We start from the raw sequence: 21,258 nt of genomic DNA, 5'->3' as shown, positions 1-21,258 counted from the left end.
CTAATGATGTTTATACAAGCAGAAAATCTGCGTCTAAACCGAGAGCATGGGCTTGCTCACGAATTTCACTTTCATAAATGGGATTCATAATAAGAATGGCATCCGGACGATATACCCTTAGGAAAGAAGGGTCGACGATTCTCTGGCCGCTCCCTGCAACGTACATACCGGTCTTACGGGGGTTAATATCCACCACATATTCGATTTCACCCCTTATCCCCAATGCATTTAAAAAAGTAACGCCTTTTGATCCTGCTCCCCAAATGACAACCCGTTTACCTTCTGCTTTTAGGTGACCCAGTTGCTGCCGCCAATATGCCACCTTATTCTGAAAATGTTCTTGGAAAGCTTGGACATCTTGATAAAGTTGCGATAATTCCTGAGGTTCTGGGAATCTCGGAGACAAAGCATCTGAACTGGGCTCAACATCCATGATAAGATACTGCCCTTCATATGAGTCTTCTACTGAGAGAACTCTAAAACCATTTGCCGTAAAGAGATAAGCCAATGATCCACTACTAAAATAGGAATAATGCTCGTAAATAACATCCCACACCGAACGAGACCGCAGCATAAAAAGCACATTAGGAACTTCAAAAAAGGCAATCGTTTTTCGTTCCCCAATACTGCGTCTCAGCATCATCGCAAATTCCGCTGGGCGATAAAGGTGTTCCAGGGTTTGACGACAGCAAATTAAATCGGCCTGGTAGCGCGCATACTGCTCCGAGTAATAATCCTGGATGAATGTCACTCTTTGGGTAGCAGGGATATCACCCGTCTCTACATACCCGGGGTCAAAGCCAATCCCACGATTATTTCCCAACTCGCATAACAATCCTAGAAACTCACCTTTTCCGCTTCCTATTTCTATGATCTCTTTGTTGTGTAAATCATAGCGATCTATGAGCCGCTCAGCCATAGTGCGAGCATAGGATTGAAATCGTGATGAAAAATGAAGGGAATTTTCATACCACTTCGAGTAATGCATCAGGTCTGAGGAAAACGTCAAGTTAAAAATATGACCACATTGATGACAAAAGCCCAACCTGATTTCACCACGAGGTGCACTAAGAGCATCATCACGTTTTGGCCACATAAGATTACAATGTACCGGCACTTGGCTGATATCAAAGAATGGCTCAACGTTTAACCCTTTACAAACGGGACATTGAGATTGTAGTGGAGGCTTTACAATTACTCGATGAACAACCATTATCATCCTCTTCTTAAGCGTTTAGGGGGACTAACTTTGGCTTGAGACCTTGTGAGGCTAACATAGCCTCAATTTCTGTGACATAAACTGGATTCATGACGATCACCACATCTGGTGGCTCCACCAATAAATGCTCTGGCGTCGTAATCCAGTGACCACTACCAGCAATAAATGTGTTTCTTTTATAAGGATTCACATCTACAACATAAGCGATTTCGTCCCCCACCCCTAACGTGGTAAGAAAAGCAACCGCCTTTGATCCTCCACCCCAAAGTACCACCCTTTGGTGATTTTGGTGGTATTCTCGCAAACGATTTCGCCATTTTAGGAGTACCTGAGGAACGGATTGAGAAAAGTAAGCTGTAAGGGGGATAAGAGTTTCCAAATCATTTTCCTGAGGTAAAGGGGGCATTTGGGCACCTCCAACCCAGGGAAGTGCCTCGATCATTAAGTACTGATCATCAAAATCAACCCATAAATCCAACACCTGAAAACCACAACGCCGAAATAATCGCCCTAACGAACCAGGTGTGAAATAGGAACAATGTTCATAATAAATATCCCAGAAAGCCAACTTCTGAAGAATGCGAGTGGCTTCTGGAATTTGAAAAAACACCACAGCATCGTGACGCTCACCAACTGCCCCGCGCACCATTTGAATAAATTCGCCCACCGGATGAATATGCTCCAAAGTCATTTTGCAGACGTAAAAATCTGCTTCAATCTCACGATATTGTTCAGAGTAAAAATCTGCCACATAAGTTACTTGTCCATGCTTTATCTCAGGGGCTCGTTCAGGAATGAAGGCCGGATCAAAACCAATTCCACGGTTTTGACCCATCTCACATAAAAGGGCCAGAAAATCACCCTTTCCGCACCCAATCTCTAAAATGGTCTTACCATGAAGCTCGTAACGGCTAATCAAATACTCTGCCAACCGCTGATTAAATGAGTTGAAAGTAGGAGAGAAGGCTTGGGTTTCCTCATAGCGTTCAGAATAGGCGTTCAAACTGGGATCAAAGGCAACGTTTGTAATGAAGCCACATTGCCAACAAAATGCTAAATGAACGTCCCCTTTTGGATATGCCAATGCCTCTTCACGGCTTTCTAAGCGTAACACGCTGTGTGCAGGCACTCCGCGCACCGCATAAAAACCACGCAGCGGAACATTCCCACACGCTGGGCAAGGCTGGTGGATCAACTCTTGGGTTCCCAACCGAGTAACCGCAGTCGAGCGCTGGGGGGAAATGATTGCCATCATTCACTCATCCTTAAACTATTCGAACTTCAGGGATTGGAACAATGAATTTCCCACCCTGTTGACGGTATTCGTTTTGTTGGCGAAACACCTCTTCCGCAAAGTTCCATACCAGTAGCAAAACATAATCTGGCATTTCCTCCAACAGTCGGCTCGTTGGAACAATAGGAATGTGATTTCCTCCCATTAAACGACCGTGCTTATAGGGATTCAAATCCGCAATCCAGGGGATCAAATTAGCATCAATCTGACAATATGCAAGTAAAGTAGTGGCTTTGGCTGCGGCCCCATAAGCCGCTATCTGCATTCCGGATGATTTCAATCCTTGAAGCAAGCTCGTTAATTGAGTCCGAATCGTGGCAATGCGTTCAGCAAATGCCTGATAATATTCATATTTTGAAGCCGTCTCGGCCTCTTCCCTAAGCAACTCTCGTACTGCGGGCTGAACTCGTTCTTGTTTCTCCACATACAAACGAAGTGACCCGCCATGAATGGAAAGATGGCTTATATCATTCAAGAAAAGCCCATGCCGCCGGAAAAGACGATCTAAGGAAGTGACCGAGAAATAGCAAAGATGTTGGTGATAGATGGTATCAAACTCATTCTTCGTAATGAGATCCACCACATAGGGCATTTCCATCACCGCAACGCCATTGTCCTTCAGAATAATGGCTATCCCCTCAACGAAACCGTTTAGATCAGCGACGTGTGCTAGCACATTATTGGCAATCACCACGTCAGCAAATTGACCTCTTCTCGCCAAATCCTGGGCAAGAGTTAGAGTGAAAAATGTATTTAGGGTTGGGATTCCTGCCGCAAGAGCAGCTTGAGCTGGCCCAGGTGCCGGGTCTATACCCAGGACAGGGATGCCCCTTTCCACAAAATTGCGTAACATATACCCATCGTTGCTGGCTGGCTCTATGACTAGGCTTTGCGCCCCCAGGGTGCGACGCTCAATCAATTCCAGAGCATTTTCACGAGAGTGCCGGAGCAATGTCGGTGAAACGGATGAGAAATAAGGGTAATCCCGTGCAAACAACACGTCGGGGTCTACAGTGACATCAATTTGAACCAGAGCGCACTCCGAACAAAAAACCAAATTCAGTGGTGCAAAAGGCTCAGGCTCTCCCAAGGTTTCCGGCTTAATAAGGCGATCCGCAAGTGGGGTATCACCGAAACGAACGATGGGTAACAAATGGGGAGAGCCACATGACCGACACACTGTTTCAGTACGATAAAGTGAAACCCAAGTTTCTTTAGCAAGAGATGATGTCATGGGACGTTTTCCTGTTCTAAACTAAAATGCAATTGGGGCATCAACTTTAGTAACCCAGCGTAAATTCGGATCAATTTTTCCCTGCGCCAAGAGTTCCTTGATATGCGCAATGCGTTTAAAACGCGGTCCTTCAAAATCCTCAACCCGAATACCAACGTGTTGATAAGCGGTAAACAATTCCTGCGCACCGCGACGCACATCCCACTTAGGCTTAAATTCAGGTAGTGCGCGCTGTATCTTGGAACAATCTACTCGATAATTGCGCTTATCGGGGCCAGCATCAGGAGCATATTCGATCCGTGTTCCAGGTATCGTTTCTGCAACAATCTCTGCCAATTCACGGATGCGGTAATTCTCTTCCGTACGTCCCACATTGAAAGCCTGATTATGTATTTTCTCATCAGGGGCTTCCAAAACCACGCAAAAAGCTTGAGAAATATCTTCAATATGGACAATCGGCCGCCAAGGGGTGCCATCGCTTTTAAGGTAAACCCGACTTGTCGTTACTGCCCATGCAACAAGGTTATTTAAAACTAGATCAAACCGTAAAAATGGCGAAACCCCATAAGCCGTAGCATTACGTAAAAAGACCGGGCAAAAGGTTGCATCAGCTAGCCGACTAACATCTTGCTCAACCAATACTTTGGATCGCCCATAGGGGGTTACAGGATTAAAAGGCGAATCTTCGGTTAAGAAATCGTCACCTCCAGCCCCGTAATTGCTGCACGATGATGAAAAAATAAATCGTCGGACTCCAACCTGTTTTGCCAATTGCGCAAGTCGAACCGAGGCTTGATAATTTATTTCATAGGTCAACTCGGGATTCAAATCACCCAATGGGTCATTGGATAACCCCGCCAAATGCAAGATGGCATCAAATCCTTCCAAATCCTGTAAGGTTACATCCCGAATATCTTTGGTGATGGATGGGACTACTACCACGGGTTGATCCCCAAAACGGCTTCCTTCAAACAAATCACTATCTAGCCCCACAACGTCATGACCACGTTCAAGAAGCATGGGGACTAACACCGAACCAATATAGCCGTGATGTCCGGTCACTAATACTCGCATCTCATTCCTCCCATATTTTCCAAGGGGCTTGACCTGACTGCCAGATTGTTTCAAGTAAGTGTTTTTCCCGCAGTGTATCCATGCACTGCCAAAACGAAGCATGCTTATAGGCCATCAATTGACCATCTCGCGCCAATCGTTCCATAGGTTCTCGTTCCCAAACCGTCTCGTCACCCTCGATATAGTCAAAAATGCCGGGCTCTAGGACAAAAAAGGCGCCGTTGATCCACCCCTCCATTAATTGAGGTTTCTCCATGAACTCCACAACCTGATCGCCTACAAAATGCATATACCCATAACGCGCTGGGGGACGCACCGCTGTCAGGGTGGCCAGTCTCCCATGAGCGCGGTGAAATGCCAATAGGTCATTTAAATTGACATCTGAGAGCCCATCTCCCCAGGTTAACATAAAGGTTTCACCACCCAAATAAGGGGCTAGGCGTTTAATTCGCCCCCCGGTTTGTGTTTTCAAACCTGTATCAACGAGTTCTACAACCCAATCCGGCCTAGGGCCATCGTGTGGTATGACTTGATTGGTGCGAAAGTCCACCGTCATATTCGTGGTGGTCATGCAATAATCCGCAAAGTAACGCTTGATCATTTCTCCCTTATAACCTAGGGCTATAACAAAGTGATTGAATCCAAATGCCGAATAATAACGCATAATATGCCAAAGGATTGGGCGCCCCCCAATTTCGACCATCGGTTTGGGACGAATTTCGGTCTCTTCAGCCAGACGAGAACCAAAACCACCGGCTAAAATAGCAACTTTCATAATTGCCTCCGTTTCTTTCTTCCAACTCTAACCAAGAGAATCAGTAGTCATAGGCAGAGGGAACAGATTGGATCGGACGCATTCTCTCCAGCCAGCCCATGGCAACAGATGATGAGCCATTGGGTACCCAAATAAGCAGTTTGTTAGGGTTCCACGGATCTTCAATTGGCTCAAACCCCCAACGATGTTTATGTTGGTAAAGCCCATCGTTTTCAAAGGGAGGCGCCTGAGTACCATCGAGTAAGCGAGCATTTTGCTCAAACGCCATTCGAATCTCATGGTAATAAATACAAGCTAAGGCTCCTTGTTCTTCATATCTAAAATCCCCATCTAAAACGCCGAATGACAATCCATGTTTAACTTCACCACCATCAAACCATACCATGGCAGCTACGCGTTTTCCTTCGGGATCCTTGACATACCACAGTTCGCACTTCTTAACCAGTTGCCTAAACGACTCACGTGGTGGAATATCTGCATACAGAGCATGGCGGTTCTTCACCATAGGCAAATACATTCGATCGTAATAAAAATCAAAATCCTTTTGTGAATCTCCCTTAACCAACCGGAACCCCGCTTCATTAAAGCGTTTGATGTTCAAGCGTTGCTTTTTAATAAGTTCACGATGAATGGTTTCCCACTTTCCTTTTCTTCTAATCGGCATCACCATTAAAACGTTCCCTGAATTTTCAATAATCGTACCCTCATGGATTGAGTGAGATAGAAGCCTGGGTAGTTCCAGAAACACGAGATCAACTCGACTATGAATTCTCCGTTCCAAATCGCTTAATCGCCATAGTGGAACTCTTCCCGTGTACTTAATAACAATGTTTTTGTTCAGAATTCGATAAATTATCTGCCGGAATAGAGATTTGTCCCCGACATAAACCAAAGAAAGCTTTTCTCCACTAACTTTCTCAATCCCTTCTACATGAATTATGTCCAATTCCAGCCCCCTCAAGACAAAGTGTACAAAACGCCATAGGAATACACCTAAAAACAAAGAGAGATTCCTCAAATATCCAACTGGTGAATCAAATGCTCTTTCGATCCATTGGGTTAACCAACCCTTCAAGAGGCGATAAATGCGATAACGCCAAACGGAAACCGCATGATAAGGCAGAAGAATAAATTTGTCTAATACCTTATATGGATAAAGGGGTTCATCTTCAGCTTTCTCTACCACTGATTATCTCCTTATATCAATAGCTATACATTATTGAAGCATTAGTAATGGGCTTATAAGTTGATAGCCATTTTTGGGTGGTTACAGACCCATTTGGGATACAGAAAAAAAGGCAATTCGTATGCCAGGGGTTTTCAATGGGCTCAAAGCCCCACAACCGTTTATGTTGAAAAACACCATCTCCTTCAAACGGCATAACTTCCCCACCATCAAATAACCGAGCTCCAAGACGATACGCTTCAAGGATTTCTTGATAATAAATAAACGCTACAGCACCACTTTTCACGATATCCCAATCTCCATCTAAAACGCCCATAAATAAGCTATGGTAAACGTTTCCCCTAAGCATGGAAAGAGAACCGGCTACTTTAGTTCCATCCGGTAGACATACAAATCTTAGGCGTGAATGTTTGGAAAGTTGGCGCATGACCTCCCGACCACCTATATCTGCATATTCCCCGTGTCTCCCTTTTATATAAGGAACATGCATTCGATCATAAAAAAAGTCAAAATCACGAACATTGTCTCCCTCTACCATCGTAAAGCCGGCTTTCCGAAATCGCCGAAACGCTTCTTTTTGTGATTTCATGCGCTCAATGATCTGTGTTTCATCCTGCTGAGCACTCAGGCAAAACACCATCTGCACACTATCGGGAGACTCTAAACAAGAACCACCTCTAACAAACCATCTTAATACTTCTGAGACTTCAAAAATGACCAAATCCACGTTCTCATGTATATTTTGTTTTAGAGCCCTGAGTCGCCATACCGGGATTCGCCAGTGATTAACCCATTGGACCTCGCCATCAAACAAACGATCTTTCAGATATCGCAAACGCAACTTATCCCCAGCGTACAATAAGACAAAATTACTGCCATCAATGGTACATCTGCCTTGGTATAGGTGCACATCTAATTCAAGTTGACGAAGAATAAAGTGACTCCACTGCCAAAGATGGATTAGGGTCGAAAAAAACATATTGCGAACCAAGTTGGGTGGTGTATCAAAAGCTATTTGAATCAACCGTGTAAGAATTTTCTTTAGAGACCTATCCATTCGATGGCGCCAAGAAGATGTTAAACGATAAGGGAACAAAATAATACTTTCCCATCCCTTTAACCCTGTGCGTTGAGCGGAAAAAATCGATATCTCCATCAATCAACTCTTAAAATGACACAGTCTCTTATCCCTTATCCACAAAACGTTGCGCTACCATCTCAATTGTTATCATCGCTCCTAAATGTCGCGTATGGTTTCGTATCCCTTGCATGTGCTCATCAATCGCCTGCCGAACCGCCTGAGGACGAAACCAGCCACGCTCCAGGAATGGAGACTTCAGTAATGTATCCTCAACCCACTGACGATTGGGTTTTAATCGCAATAGATGATGCATATTTGAGAAAGTGGAGGATGGCGGTTCTAAGTGGGCATCCCTTAAGACATTCAATCGCCGGAACCCCCACTTTAACCTTCGCTCAAGGCGGTCGTATAGGACCTCCAAGGAACTGGGTTGACTCATAGGGCCACCCTTAATCCGTGCCAATTGTGGGTTCACATGACTCAGTGCTTTTTTCTCTAAGTAGCGCTTTGCCCTCAGGTTTGGGGGTAACGAGAGCATAAGCATCACCAAATCGCGATCCAGATATGGTTCGGTATATTCAAACCGAGGGCGAACGACGCTAAGTCCATGCAGGATGTAATCCACTTCATAGAAAAAAAGACGATGTGTATCCAATTTTAGAGACAACGAGGCCCCCGGTGTTTGCGCCACTTCTTCTTCTATGCGTTGTCTTGGTAAATCACGATAACGATTGACAAACCCTGGGGTAAACCAATGTAGCCACTCAGAAAACTTAAATAAATCATTGATATAGGCTATATAGGCCTCAAAAGGGTCCGAAATCGCTCGAACTTCCGAGGAGTAACTCGCATCGGCAGTATTCAGAAATAAATCGGCACCATTTCCCAGAACAAGTACTTGGCAGGAAGAAGGCAGGCTATTGAGCGTCCAACCATGCGAGTCAACAACGTTCAGGTACCCCTCCGAACGCTCTATGCAAGCCCTGGCAAATTTCTTGGGATATTCTTCATCCAGAAACAAAATTTGATGGGGATAGCCAAGAGTTTTTCCCATCTCTTTAGCCCGCTTAACATCTCGGCTCGATGGTTCGCCATAAGTAACTAAAGGCAATACCTGCTGAAGTCTTGTGGAAACCAGCCCCAGCAGCAGACGCGAATCTAATCCACCACTAAGGGGTAAAACATATCCTTGAGGATTGACCAAACGCCGTTGCAGGCTTTGACCCAACGTCTCAATAAAAGCCTCAACCCATTGAGACTCCGACCATCTCGATAACTCCTCGCTATAACCAAGATGAACGTATGGGTAAACTTTGGTTTGCTCCCCTTCCCATATCAATACCGAACCCGGAGGCAAGCGTTTGATATCTTTAAAAAGGGTGCGGTCACCATCTAAGACTTCAAAGGCCAACCACTCCGCTAAGGCCTCCTCATTGATGGAAGGTTGGATCCATCCCAAAGCCAAAAGGGCTTTGATTTCACTGGCAAATGCCAATCGCCCTGGCTGCTGGAGATAGAATAAAGGCCGTAGCCCCAAAAAATCGGTAACCAGAGAAAGGCGCTGTACGTCCCTTTCCCAAACCGCTGCACACACACCGCCATTGAGGTGTCCTAGCGCTTCACATCCACCCTCATGATAGGTCTTCGCTAAAAATTCATTCGCTCGTTGAGGATCACGACAATCCGCCGTCTCTCCATCTGCCATAAGCCACGTCTCTTTACCTACCCGAAGTGGCTGGCCATTGGGAAGAATGTAAGCCAACACCTCACGTCCCCACCCCAACCGTCCCGAATCATCCAACCAGGCCTCAGAAATGCCCGGAATAGCGGGCTTAAGGGCATTTGCCATAGGAAGAAGATCAGCAAATGTAATGGGTCTCTGATTACTCAAAATACCAAAAAGGCCAGGCATGAATACACCTATTAATATCTCTGTTTGGGGTGAGAAGTTATCAATGTATCCCTCTCACCCCTTGACCGCTCAGATTAGCGAAGCACTAGGGGGATAAAGACGCGATTCGTTGAGAAAGTAGCCTGAATGGTGGTATTACCGGACATGGTAAGAGTAACCGGGTTACTCAAACCCGATAGCCCCCCACTCCAACCCACAAAAGTCCAAGTGGATTGCGGATTGGCCGTTAACGTCACCGCTTCCCCATAGGTATAAGTCGCTTTGTCCGGGCTCTTGGTTACCGTGCCACCGCCAATAACATTTACCGTCAAGGTGTACTGATCTTGGGTAAAAGTTGCCCCAACGGTGGTGTTGCCGGTAATGGTAACTGTGGTGGAACCGGCCGAACCGCTTGCCCCACCGCTCCATCCGCTAAAACTCCACCCTGCTTGAGGCAATGCCGTAAGAGTCACTTCATCCCCGTAAACATAAGTCGCCTTGTCTGGGTTCTTGGTTACCGTGCCATTTCCTATTACATTTACTGTAAGGGTATAAGGGATAGAGCTGAAATTAGCCGAAATCACCTTTGGCCCATTCATTACAACCGACCCAGATGGATTCGTGCCATTTAAATCACCGCTCCAATTTGCAAACGTATGGCCTGGGTTAGCATTTGCTACCAGCCCTACGGTTTGTCCACAATTGTATTCCCCTAAATCCGGCGCTTTGATAACGGTACCCCCACCAGTTGGATTGACGTTGATTGTCAAGGTATTTCTCAGAGCGTCTTCATCTGATATTGGGCTGGCCAAATTCTGGAAATAGTCAATCTTGGCCGCAAATTCTGGAGAATTACTCCCATAGGCATTTCCTGCATATAACCCCACCCGTGCTGCCTGCACCAAAAATGGCACGTTGACCACTGTTTGCCAATCAGGATCAGAAGGCCCCTTTATCGAAATTATCCAACGGCTGCCATACCGTTCCATGCGTAAATAGAGCGGTGTTGGGTTCCCTTCAATAACCGGGGCATCAAACCAAACCAACTTCCCTTCTTCGCTTCCTGAACGAACATTGAGAGCACCTTCGTAGGTCGCGACGTATAATCTCGTGCCATTTCCCTGACTGTAAAAATCAGCCCGAATCCAGCGCTTAGCCGGGCTAGCATTCTCTTCTACCATCATTCCTTGGAAGGGCCTTATGTTTGAAGACGAAGATTGGACTGAACTATCAAATTTGGCTTCGAAGATAAAATCAGTATCGTTGATCATCTGCACGATGCGCATGGTTTTATTTCCACCGCTATCATCGCGTGCATTCATGTCATGCTCAACACTTGCGGGCAACGATAGGAACAGGTGAGCATCATTAGTATAGGGTTCCCCAATACCCTGGTTACCATCTCCCACAGGATTAATCAACGTCCACCGTGTTGTATCCAAAGAACACATGTTGAAATCGTCAGACTGAGCACTAGAAGCCGGTAGATCAAGTTCCAATGGAGTCACCGTAACATCGCTAAAGGTAGCATCCACATGATGGGCCAATAACACCACTGAACCCGAGATGGGATCCCCCACCTTTCCCTCTCCTACTAGACTCCAACTTGATGGTTCGGGATTTTCAGCCCTCCAGACTTTCAGCGAATATTTGGGACGACCATCATTCAATGTTTCAACTCGCATTTTATATGTGAAAGTTATAGTGCTTCCTAGGCTAAAGGGCGTCTCGTTTGGAATCAAGGGGTTGTTAATGAGTAACTGCAAATTTACATCTGATAAATCATCTGGGTCCTGCCACCGCAACCACCCAATCGCACCATAGGGCAAGTACCCACATTTGGGTGCAACAAGCCCGCCCTCTGGATAGCAATGACTCCCCACATCAGAATAGGGCTCATCGGTGTGGCCCGTCCAGCGTAAAAGTAACCCCACCCCAGGGCCATTACTTGGTTCGTTAAATCCCTGGGCATCGTCTACATCGTTTATAGTCACATCCACCCGAACTTCATAATCCCGCCATCCCATATCTCCAATGGCAATCATTCGGTCATAGCCTACCTGGTTTGTTCTAACGCTACCCGCCGCAAAATCCCATTTTCCGGTTAATACTTGCGCTTGTTTTTGCCATGTGCCGCTATCTACTCCCCACGTCGTCGTCGTTGGCAACGGCCACTTTTTATTGTGTGTGTAGTTAATAAGCACAGTCCTTTCGGTTGTATTTTCAGAATTATCTATTGCTCTAAGTACCAACGTATTTATCCCCTCCCTGAGTTCTCCGTCGAATAACTCAACAGCAAAATCACCCGCGCCATACAATAAGCGAGGGCCATGAGGGGAGACGGGAAACGGTCCCAATTGGAGCAACTCGAAAGCCCCATTATTTAGAGAAAATGCTAAACTTTTCACCCCATCTGAATCGCTAACGTTTCCCAGGATATAAATCTGTCGCCCCGGCAAACCCGGGTCACCAAAATACTGAACATCACCGTACCAGACATCTATATTGGGTCCCTCCGCCTCAGCAGTAACTTGAGATTGGGGTGAAAACCAAAAAAGGCTAAATAAAAGGCTTACTAGTAATAGCATCTTTCCTGCTTTTGCCATCGCTTGCGCCTTCTTATTCATTTTTTCCTCCTGAAAAATCGTATTGGGACCCAACCTGCCTGGGCTGAGAAGTCACGTTACTAAAAAGATTTCCTATGTGATGCAACTCGTCTCCAATGCCAAATCCAACGCAATAGTAAATAGATAGGTCGCGGAAATACTCGAACGCTATTCCACATCCAAGAACGGGCCTCTAGTGCTAACAACTTACGTCGCCACATTCCCCACTGAACTACTCCGCTTGTCCCCCTAATTCGCGTTTCCAACGGCAACGGCAATTGCCACAAAGAACGCATAAACTCGCCCCATAATCGCCATTGCACGTAACGACGCGATTTTTTCACGGCAGGATCAAACCAGGCGGCCCTTTCTGTAGGCTTCAACGCTCGTACACTAGAACCCGGGTGATCGCGACGATAAAAAAGCACCTGGGAAATTTCCACCATCTTTCCCAATAAAGCCAACTCCCCCAATAATGTAATGTCCGACGACGTAAACCGATCAATGAGACGTGTTCTACGCAATGGCTCCAAACGAATCAGCCCAAATACCGCGTTACATTTATCCTTACGACGGAAACGATCCAGAAAGCGGCAAAATCGCTCTGCCGGATCACTCTGGGTCAAATTCAACTCGTCTTCATAAAGGCCTAAAGGCTGCCCGTTCTCATCAACAATTTGGGTAAGGGGATAGGCCAGAACTACAGTATGATCAGATCGAAGAGGGGCCAGGCAGGACTCGAGGAACGTAGGCGCAATCCAATCATCCGCTGCCGCCCACTTAAAAAATTGCCCTTGCGCTAATGCCACCGTCTGGTTGTAATTGAACGCTGCGCCACGATTTTCCGGATTGCGTACATAACGTATCCGCTGATCACGTTCCATGTAGGCTTGGCATATCTCGCCAGTTCGATCCAAGGATGCATTGTCGCTAATAATCAATTCAAAGTTACCCCAGGTCTGATCAAGGATAGACTCTATGGCTTGCTCTAAATAGGCTTCGCCATTGAAGACCGGCAGGCCGATCGAAACTAACGGCGTCAATGTGCTCATCGAAAGGGGCCTGTTTGGAAACTTGAACGACCATTCCAAGGGTTGGGATCTGTCAATCGGGTTTCCCATTGAAGATAGGGGCGAATGATCCCCGGAAAATGCCCCACAAACCCCATACGACTGCTTGGCCCTAACCCTGGGCGTTCAGTCACTTGAAAAGCCACCGCATCCGGTTCATAGAGATGTAGGATTTCCGGATCCTCAGTACGAATGGAAGGTCCTACGATCATTGTCCCTTCGGCTAAGAAATTACCTGGTATCCAGGCCAAACTACGGTAGCGCCCTGGTTGCCGTGGTTTACCATCCCACTCGGTATCGGTATCGAGTGAAGCAAATAGCCATTGACCTTCATCGTTGTGCAAACTAAACCCGGCATGCAAGGTGTAACCCCCTTCCAGAACAACGTATTCCATTTCAATCCCCACCGGCTCTCGTATGTCAAATGTATCGGTTACCTCACCCCGGTTATTTCGAATACGAATCGCCAATAAACGCACTACCTCATCGCCTGGTGCACTATAAAAATCAGGCCATTCACGAGAGGGGGTCGTACCTAATGCTTCGGTCAAATATTCGCTCACGAGTTGATGGGCCGGACCTTCACGGTAAATTTGACCATCTTGCAACCAAATGGCCCGTTCGCAAAGGCGTACAATTGAGGGCATATGATGAGAGACAAATAAAATTGTTCGACCAGCACGCCCCACTTCTTCCATCTTATCCAGGCACTTTTTTTGGAACGCTGCATCGCCAACTGCCAAAACCTCATCCACCAATAAAATTTCGGGATCTAAATGCGCTGCTACGGCGAACGCCAGACGCATTGCCATACCACTCGAATAATACTTAACTGGCGTGTCAATGAAGCGCTCAACCTCAGAGAAAGCCACAATCTCATCAAACTTTTGATCAATTTCGGCTTTTTTCATTCCCAAAATTGCACCGTTGAGATACACATTTTCTCGGCCGGTAAGTTCCTTATGGAAACCGGTACCCACTTCCAACAACGAGCCAATACGACCCCATAAATCCACACGCCCCTCCGTTGGAACTGTAATACGGGTCAGAATTTTGAGCAGGGTACTCTTGCCGGCTCCATTACGACCGATAATACCGACCACTTCACCTTGACGAACCTCAAAGGAAACACCCCGCAGCGCCCAAATATGAAACGCCTCTTCATTCCGCCGAATCCCATTTGAGTCTTTTGAAAAACGCAACCAGCGCAGTGGTTGGGCTGCAAAACGCGAAATTTGGTCGCGCAACGTCTGATATGAAGCCTGAGCCCCTTGACCAATGCGATAAAGTTTTCCCAGGTTTTCCACCTGAATCGAAATATGCCGTTGACGTCCTGAGGTCATATCAGATCCGCAAAGGTGTCTTCAGTGCGACGAAAATATATGACGCCACTGACTAATAAGACGATCGAAACAATCGCCGAGACCAGGATCATCAACCCCGGCGGTTTATCTCCCAGCAACGCCCAACGGAATCCCTCAACGACGCCTACCATAGGATTCAATCCATAAAAGGTGCGCCAGGGCTCGCCTAAGAGACTGCTGGGGTAAACTACTGGGGTCGCGAAAAGCCAAAACTGGGTCAAAAAAGGGATTAAATAGCGCACATCACGATATTTGACATTTAGCGCTGCTAACCATAGCCCCACCCCTAGCGCGGTCGTCAGTGCCAACAACAAGAACAATGGCAAGAGGATGGTGTAAATTGTAGGCGCATAACCATAAAAAATCATCATTCCGATCAAAACCAGAAAGGCAAACGCAAAATCTACTAGACCTGAAAGCACACTCGATACCGGAACAATTAGGCGCGGAAAGTACACCTTAGTGATTAATCCCCCACTGCCCACCAGGCTATTGGCGGCTAAAGAAAGTGCCCCCGAAAAATATGTCCAGGGGAGCAAGGCTGTGTAACTGAAAATCGGATAAGGATAACCATTTGAGGCCATTTGGGCCATCCGCCCAAAAAAGATTGAAAACACCACCATAGTAAAGAAAGGCTGAACGATAGCCCATGCCGCGCCTAAAAGCGTTTGCTTATAGCGCACCTTGATATCTCGCCAGACCAGAAAATACAGCAATTCCCGATAGCGCCAGAATTCCTTAAGATTAAGTGGAACACGCCCATGATAAGGTTCTATATGAACATGTTCAATCTCCCCATTTTCTAATGAGGGGGGTGATTCTGGTAACCGTATTGAGGCAGTTTTCATTGGGGTTCTAATTTGGGCTCCCAAAATGAGGATCGAAAATACACAGGGGGAAGGAATTTGGCATGCTCCGCCCTTTCGACATTGAAGAAACGCTCGAAAGGGAGAAGTTTTTGTTTTTTCGCCTAGATTGCTTGATATAAACAATAACCAAGCGTTCTAAACTGGCTAAAAGGAGCGCGCGACCCAAAAATAGCAAAAGATACAACCTCATCATAAAGAATTAATTCCTTCTGGTTACTTAGGATTTAGAAAGAAATCTTTTGAATTTTTAAAGAAAGGCTTAAAAGAAGCGCCGGTAATATCCGGCGCTTCGCGACTACTGCATTAATATTGGCAATGTTAATGACTAACTAATGGTAAGAAAAGAAAATATTGACAGCCACTAACCTCAAAGGGAAAACCGCTTTCCAGAGTATAACCTTCGCCACGGAGCGGGAAAGAGTTAACCATTTCACCAGTGGTAAACATTATCCTCAAATCACCGCTCGTCAGAGTTCCACTTCCACTAACCCATTGAGATATCAGGGACCATGATTGGGCATCGGATCTCACCTCACTAACAATTAACCCCAAACCCAAGCAGGCCAAGACCAAGCCCAAAAGGATGTAGTGCGTTTTCATCCTTCCCTCCTAACGTCCGGTAACAATGAAATTAAACCCACAAAAACCAGTAATTAGGCTATTTCCATTGGAAAGATAAACATCAAATTCAGGATGGTTATCATCGTTGACCGTAACTTGGCTCACATTGGCTATTAAAGCCATTGTGGGGTCATAAATTGGCGTAACCGTAACGGCAAAAACCGAATCCGATGTTGCGTTTACGTCCAAAATGACGTGGTAATAAAAATTGGAATCATCACGGGAAACCGACTGTATCCCAAAATCGCCGGTTAAATCTATTCCCATATCACCGTCCCAAACCTGTCCCCATGCCACAATACCATTGTCTCGATAACGTTCGCCAATTTCAATGGTTTTATTCTCACCAGCATCCTGATTAAATTGCACAATGGGGTTGTACTCACTATCGCTACGCAACGTGATGGCCGGTTTTTCATTTACAATCAAATCCCAGGGTTGGTTATCAGTGCTCCCCAAATGGACCTGGCCTGAACCAATAGCATTTCCTCCCAAACCCCAATAGCGCGCATCCAATTCTCCCGGGTTCAATTCGAAAGTTGTTCCATTTAGAATCAATCCACTGCCTGCTGTATAAGTCGTATTGTCGTCACCATCTTGCAACCCACTGGGCACTCCACTAATCCCACTCCATGGCACCGATTCTGCGTGATCGGCAGAGGTTGCACTCTCTGCCCTCACGGCGATATCGGCCTGCCAGGCATAAGGCACACGGGTCAATGCCTGGCGAGGGGATAGGATTGTAAAATCACTTTCATCCTCGCTCTCCGCTGGTCGTACTGCGACTTCGAGATATCCGGGCTCACCGCTCATTACGCTTGAGGAAAAAGTAAGCGCGATGTTAAATTGCCCCTGGTTTATAGCCACATTTTCACGAAGTAACTCTGCTTTTAAGACCCCATTCTCTTCGGCATCATAAAGGCGAAAGCGCAGATCATAATAACCTTGCGCCGGTTGTCCTCCCTCTTGTAACCGCCCTTGATAAGTGAATGTCACCGGGGGCGGTTCTTGAAACGCTCCGCGCGCCGAAGCACGCACGAAAAAACCCCCTAAAAAAGCGAGCACCATCAATACGGGCACAAGCCCCCACCAGAAACGCTTGCCGTTCATGAGAACCTCCTCAGAGTTGTGATGGGTAATTCCACTGAACAACAGAAAGCAACCTTTCCCCCTTAGGTGCTCGCTATTGTAACAGCCAAGATAGAATAAAGAAAGAGAATCTCCTCGATAAGCATATAGTAAACAAATCATACTGTCAAACAAATTTTCGGGCGAATATTACGCCGACCCTATTGATTGCAAGTAGGCTATAATTGGCGCAGTTCGCACAGGAGAACAGAACATGACAACTTACCGCTCCCTCGAATGGCGTGACAATTCCCTCGTTTTACTCGATCAGCGGGTTCTACCTCATAATGTTAGGTACCTCACCTTAACTCGCGTTGAGGAGGTTGCCGAGGCAATTCGCAACATGACCGTGCGAGGCGCTCCTGCGATTGGGTCTGCCGCAGCCTATGGCATGGCTCTGGCTGCTTTACAAAATCGTGTTTTATCCACGCAAAAATTGCGTCATTTTCTGGAGCAGGCCGCAGACCTCTTGAAAGCCTCCCGTCCTACCGCCGTAAATCTGGCCTGGGCAGTGGACCGCATTCTAGACCGAATAAAGATCAATCCAACTGCTGATACAGAGGAAATTTTTCAAATTGTCCTGCGGGAAGCTCACCGGATTGCAGAAGAAGATGTTCGCACAAACCGCCAAATCGGCCTTAATGCCTTGCCTCTTTTGCCCCATAAAGTGACCTTTATTCACCACTGCAATACCGGAGCCCTCGCAACGGTGGATTACGGCACGGCTTTAGGGATAATCCGCACGGCCCATGAACACGGGCACGAAGTCTTCGTTTACGTTGATGAGACACGCCCCCGCTTACAAGGCGCACGTTTGACAGCATGGGAATTACAACAATTAGGAATTCCATTTCAAATCATCGTAGATGGCGCCTCGGGTTTTATCATGCGCACCCGAAAGGTAGACGCGGTGGTTGTTGGTTGTGATCGAGTTGCCCGAAACGGCGATACTGCGAATAAGATTGGCACTTATAACCTGGCAATCGCTGCCCACGCTCATGGAATACCGTTTTATGTCGCTGCACCTACCTCAACCATTGATCTTTCCCTTCCCAATGGTGAGGCTATCCCTATTGAAGAACGCACCGAAGACGAGATTACCACAATTGAAGGCTTCCGCATTGCTCCCGAGAACGCATCGGCTTACAACCCCGCATTTGACGTGACTCCTGCCAGCTACATCACCGCAATTATTACAGAAGCAGGCGTCGCCTATCCGCCTTATGATGAAAGTCTACCTTCTCTGGTTGAATTAGCCCAACAATGGCGAACAACCATTACTGAGCAAGACTAGAGAAAAATCATCATGGTATATACCTTATAAATTTACGCCCCAAGCATACGTCTGGGGCGTAAAATTTTAATCCATGATTTACCTTCCAATTTTTCCACTCAAGACCGTATTATTTCCCGGCACCCCTTTACCTCTTCACATATTCGAACCGCGTTATCGAAGAATGATGAACGAGGTGATACATACCAGCGGTTTGTTCGGGGTTGCACTCATAAAGCGAGGCGTTGAGGCTATGGGTCCGCTGCCTGAACCCCACAACATAGGATGTGCTGCCACGATCGCAAATATTGAACACCTTCCTGACGGGCGTATGAACTTATTAGCTATAGGTGAAGAAAGGTTCCGTATCTTAAAGTTAGATCAAAGTGGACCCTTCCTAAACGCCTGGGTTGAAATGATGCCAATAGAAGATCCTCAAACCCTAAGTGTATCTCGCGGCATCCGGGGTTTATTGCCTTGGATTGAGGCATATTTGAAAACACTCACGTATACGGTTGGCGAAAGAATAGAATTTAAACCTCTCAGCCTCCCCACCGATCCCTTGCCCTTACTTTATTTTGCCGCATCGTTACTCCATATTCCATTGATTGAAAAACAAGACTTGCTCGAATCCGAGAGTAGCGCTCATCTCCTAAAAAAGGTGACCCGGTTGTATCGGCGGGAAGTCGTACTATTACGGCATCTGGTCACTTTGGCTGAACACCAGACCGAACACGTGTCACGACTAAACTAGTTTGATGATACAATCTCTAGCATCTTTTAGCACATTTCCGATCTTGGTACAGGGCAACCGTGACGTCTCAATGGAAATTACCCTTTGGTAAAACCGAATTGACCCTAACGTTACCCCCAGGTCAATCGGTTGATTTGATTCTTCCTCGGTCACAAAAACCACATCCGGCTCCGGAACAAGCCGTTATTGAAGCCTTGTCCAATCCAATTGGTCATCCCCCGTTAGAATCTATTCCCCGTCCTGCGTCAGTAGCGATTGCCATCAATGATCCAACTCGACCACTTCCTCTCAACATCCTCCTCCCACCTCTCTTAGGGCATCTCAACCGGATTGGGATTAATCCCGATCAAATCACCATTCTTATTGCGACTGGCACCCATAAACCTGTAGACGCTACTACGTTGAAGGAATTTATCCCTGCCGAAATCCTAAAAAACTATCGTATTTTCAACCATAATGCTACCGATATTAACGCCTTGGTTTACTTGGGCCGCACCAGCCGCGGCACGCCCGTTTATGTGAACCGTTTATTTTATATGGCGGAATTACGCATTGTGTTAGGTAATATTGAGCCGCATCACTTTATGGGTTATTCCGGCGGCGCCAAAACCGCTGCCATCGGCCTAGCGGGATATGAAACGATTACCTATAATCACCAAATGCTCACCTATCCCAACACCCAAGCAGGCATCTTTGGCGAGAACCCAATGCGCCAGGATGTCGAAGAAATCGGTCGCATGATGGGTATCCATCTTGCTTTAAACACCATTCTAAATGAAGAAAAGCAAATCGTGCACGTCCTGGCTGGCGAGCCCTATCGCGTCATGTTAACTGCAATACCTCTAGTCCAAGATGTTTACATGGTCAACACTGCCACAGATTATGACCTGGTAATTGCCTCCGCGGGCGGTTATCCTAAAGATATTAACCTTTACCAGGCCCAAAAAGCGCTTACCCATTCAACCATGTTCGCCCGCCCGGGTGGCGTGATTATCCTTTGCGCTGCTTGCCCAGAAGGTAGTGGTCACCCGGAATTTGAGGCCTTTTTAGATGGGGTATCGAATTATCAAGAGGCCTTGGCGAAATTTGAACGGATGGGTTTTCGACTAGGGCCCCATAAGGCCTTCCAAATTGCCCGTCAGGTGGCACGCAATCCCATCATCTTGGTTTCCCAAATGCCTCAAAACTTAGTTGAAAAATGCCTACTTTTGTACGCCCCCGATTTACCAACGGCTCTGAATATTGCCTATAATAAAATAGAGCATTCACCCAGGGTGGCCATTTTGCCCTATGCAACGCACACCTTACCTTTGAAAGATTCATTGCGGAATGAAACTCCATAACTCATCACCCTGGATCATCAACCCTCACCTCAATGGAAAGTCATTTTTCTGGCCGGGTGGCGAGACAGGCGTTTTACTGATTCATGGGTTTACCGCCACAACGGTTGAGGTCCAACCCCTGGCTCGCTTCCTAAACCAAAACGGCCTCACCGTTGCTGCGCCATTATTACCGGGTCATGGAACAAATCCCATTGAGACCAATCGTACCCATTGGAAAGATTGGTTCGATAGCGCCGCCACGACTCTCCAATCTCTGCGTAAAGCCTGTCGAATTGTGTTTGTTGGCGGTGAATCAATGGGTGGCTTACTTGCCTTGTTACTTGCCTATCAATTCCCAAATATTCAGGGTGTTTTGCTTTATGCACCAGCCTATCGCGTTCCGGGCCTTTGGCGCGCGCTGGTTATCATTATTTGTGCAGATTTTTCCCAAAACGTACACCAAGGATCAAAATGAAGAACCCTACCCTTGGCAAGGA

Annotated in this window: 17 protein-coding genes; 4 read left to right on the top strand and 13 right to left on the bottom strand. The window is 46.6% G+C overall.

Annotation, left to right across the window (positions count from 1 at the left end; genetic code table 11):
* Positions 1-10: 10 nt before the first annotated feature.
* From QYE77_RS01730 to QYE77_RS01670, 13 genes are all read right to left on the bottom strand, one after another.
* Positions 11-1,213 (bottom strand): class I SAM-dependent methyltransferase, encoded by a 1,203-nt coding sequence (locus QYE77_RS01730; RefSeq protein WP_315623619.1) that lies wholly within the window; start codon positions 1,211-1,213, stop codon positions 11-13.
* Positions 1,214-1,226: 13 nt separating this feature from the next.
* Positions 1,227-2,474 (bottom strand): class I SAM-dependent methyltransferase, encoded by a 1,248-nt coding sequence (locus QYE77_RS01725; protein ID WP_315623618.1) that lies wholly within the window; start codon positions 2,472-2,474, stop codon positions 1,227-1,229.
* Between the two features lie 10 nt (positions 2,475-2,484).
* The gene (locus QYE77_RS01720; RefSeq protein ID WP_315623617.1) at positions 2,485-3,747 is read right to left on the bottom strand and encodes a class I SAM-dependent methyltransferase; all 1,263 of its coding nucleotides are present in this window, start codon (positions 3,745-3,747) and stop codon (positions 2,485-2,487) included.
* Between the two features lie 21 nt (positions 3,748-3,768).
* Positions 3,769-4,821 (bottom strand): NAD-dependent epimerase/dehydratase family protein, encoded by a 1,053-nt coding sequence (locus tag QYE77_RS01715; protein WP_315623616.1) that lies wholly within the window; start codon positions 4,819-4,821, stop codon positions 3,769-3,771.
* A gap of 1 nt (position 4,822) precedes the next feature.
* Positions 4,823-5,596, bottom strand: coding sequence for a glucose-1-phosphate cytidylyltransferase (rfbF, locus tag QYE77_RS01710; RefSeq protein ID WP_315623615.1), 774 nt, complete (start codon positions 5,594-5,596; stop codon positions 4,823-4,825).
* Between the two features lie 40 nt (positions 5,597-5,636).
* Positions 5,637-6,782 (bottom strand): hypothetical protein, encoded by a 1,146-nt coding sequence (locus tag QYE77_RS01705; protein WP_315623614.1) that lies wholly within the window; start codon positions 6,780-6,782, stop codon positions 5,637-5,639.
* Positions 6,783-6,798: 16 nt separating this feature from the next.
* The gene (locus QYE77_RS01700; RefSeq protein ID WP_315623613.1) at positions 6,799-7,938 is read right to left on the bottom strand and encodes a hypothetical protein; all 1,140 of its coding nucleotides are present in this window, start codon (positions 7,936-7,938) and stop codon (positions 6,799-6,801) included.
* A gap of 28 nt (positions 7,939-7,966) precedes the next feature.
* Positions 7,967-9,712: an asparagine synthetase B family protein gene (locus QYE77_RS01695; protein ID WP_315623612.1), complete on the bottom strand. Its 1,746-nt coding sequence runs from the start codon at positions 9,710-9,712 to the stop codon at positions 7,967-7,969.
* Between the two features lie 137 nt (positions 9,713-9,849).
* Positions 9,850-12,381, bottom strand: a complete 2,532-nt coding sequence (locus QYE77_RS01690; protein WP_315623611.1) for an InlB B-repeat-containing protein — start codon at positions 12,379-12,381, stop codon at positions 9,850-9,852.
* A gap of 59 nt (positions 12,382-12,440) precedes the next feature.
* Positions 12,441-13,412: a glycosyltransferase family 2 protein gene (locus QYE77_RS01685; RefSeq protein ID WP_315623610.1), complete on the bottom strand. Its 972-nt coding sequence runs from the start codon at positions 13,410-13,412 to the stop codon at positions 12,441-12,443.
* Positions 13,409-14,773 carry an ABC transporter ATP-binding protein gene (locus tag QYE77_RS01680; RefSeq protein ID WP_315623609.1) on the bottom strand — a complete coding sequence of 455 codons (1,365 nt, stop codon included), beginning with the start codon at positions 14,771-14,773 and terminating at the stop codon, positions 13,409-13,411. The genes QYE77_RS01685 and QYE77_RS01680 overlap by 4 nt, the downstream gene beginning before the upstream one ends.
* A complete protein-coding gene (locus QYE77_RS01675; RefSeq protein ID WP_315623608.1) occupies positions 14,770-15,642 on the bottom strand; it encodes an ABC transporter permease in 873 nt (290 codons plus the stop codon). Before QYE77_RS01675 ends, QYE77_RS01680 begins: the two co-directional genes overlap by 4 nt.
* 630 nt (positions 15,643-16,272) lie before the next feature.
* A complete protein-coding gene (locus QYE77_RS01670) occupies positions 16,273-17,394 on the bottom strand; it encodes a hypothetical protein (RefSeq protein ID WP_315623607.1) in 1,122 nt (373 codons plus the stop codon).
* 232 nt (positions 17,395-17,626) lie between these two features.
* On the opposite strand from QYE77_RS01670, the gene mtnA reads away from it, so the two are divergent.
* The 4 genes from mtnA to QYE77_RS01650 all read left to right on the top strand — a co-directional run bounded on the left by mtnA (position 17,627) and on the right by QYE77_RS01650 (position 21,236).
* On the top strand, positions 17,627-18,706 hold the full coding sequence (mtnA, locus tag QYE77_RS01665) for an S-methyl-5-thioribose-1-phosphate isomerase (protein ID WP_315623606.1): 1,080 nt from the start codon (positions 17,627-17,629) through the stop codon (positions 18,704-18,706).
* Positions 18,707-18,779: 73 nt separating this feature from the next.
* Positions 18,780-19,439, top strand: a complete 660-nt coding sequence (locus QYE77_RS01660) for an LON peptidase substrate-binding domain-containing protein (RefSeq protein ID WP_315623605.1) — start codon at positions 18,780-18,782, stop codon at positions 19,437-19,439.
* A 59-nt stretch (positions 19,440-19,498) separates the two neighbouring features.
* Positions 19,499-20,782 carry a nickel-dependent malate racemase, LarAH5 family gene (larAH5, locus tag QYE77_RS01655; RefSeq protein WP_315623604.1) on the top strand — a complete coding sequence of 428 codons (1,284 nt, stop codon included), beginning with the start codon at positions 19,499-19,501 and terminating at the stop codon, positions 20,780-20,782.
* The gene (locus QYE77_RS01650) at positions 20,769-21,236 is read left to right on the top strand and encodes an alpha/beta hydrolase (RefSeq protein ID WP_315623603.1); all 468 of its coding nucleotides are present in this window, start codon (positions 20,769-20,771) and stop codon (positions 21,234-21,236) included. The genes larAH5 and QYE77_RS01650 overlap by 14 nt, the downstream gene beginning before the upstream one ends.
* Positions 21,237-21,258: the final 22 nt, after the last annotated feature.

Origin of the sequence: Thermanaerothrix solaris (assembly GCF_032334255.1) — a bacterium.
Taxonomy (GTDB): domain Bacteria; phylum Chloroflexota; class Anaerolineae; order Anaerolineales; family Anaerolineaceae; genus Thermanaerothrix; species Thermanaerothrix solaris.
The sequence above is the reverse complement of the archived record's forward strand: the minus strand, read 5'-3'. Positions and strand labels throughout refer to the sequence as shown.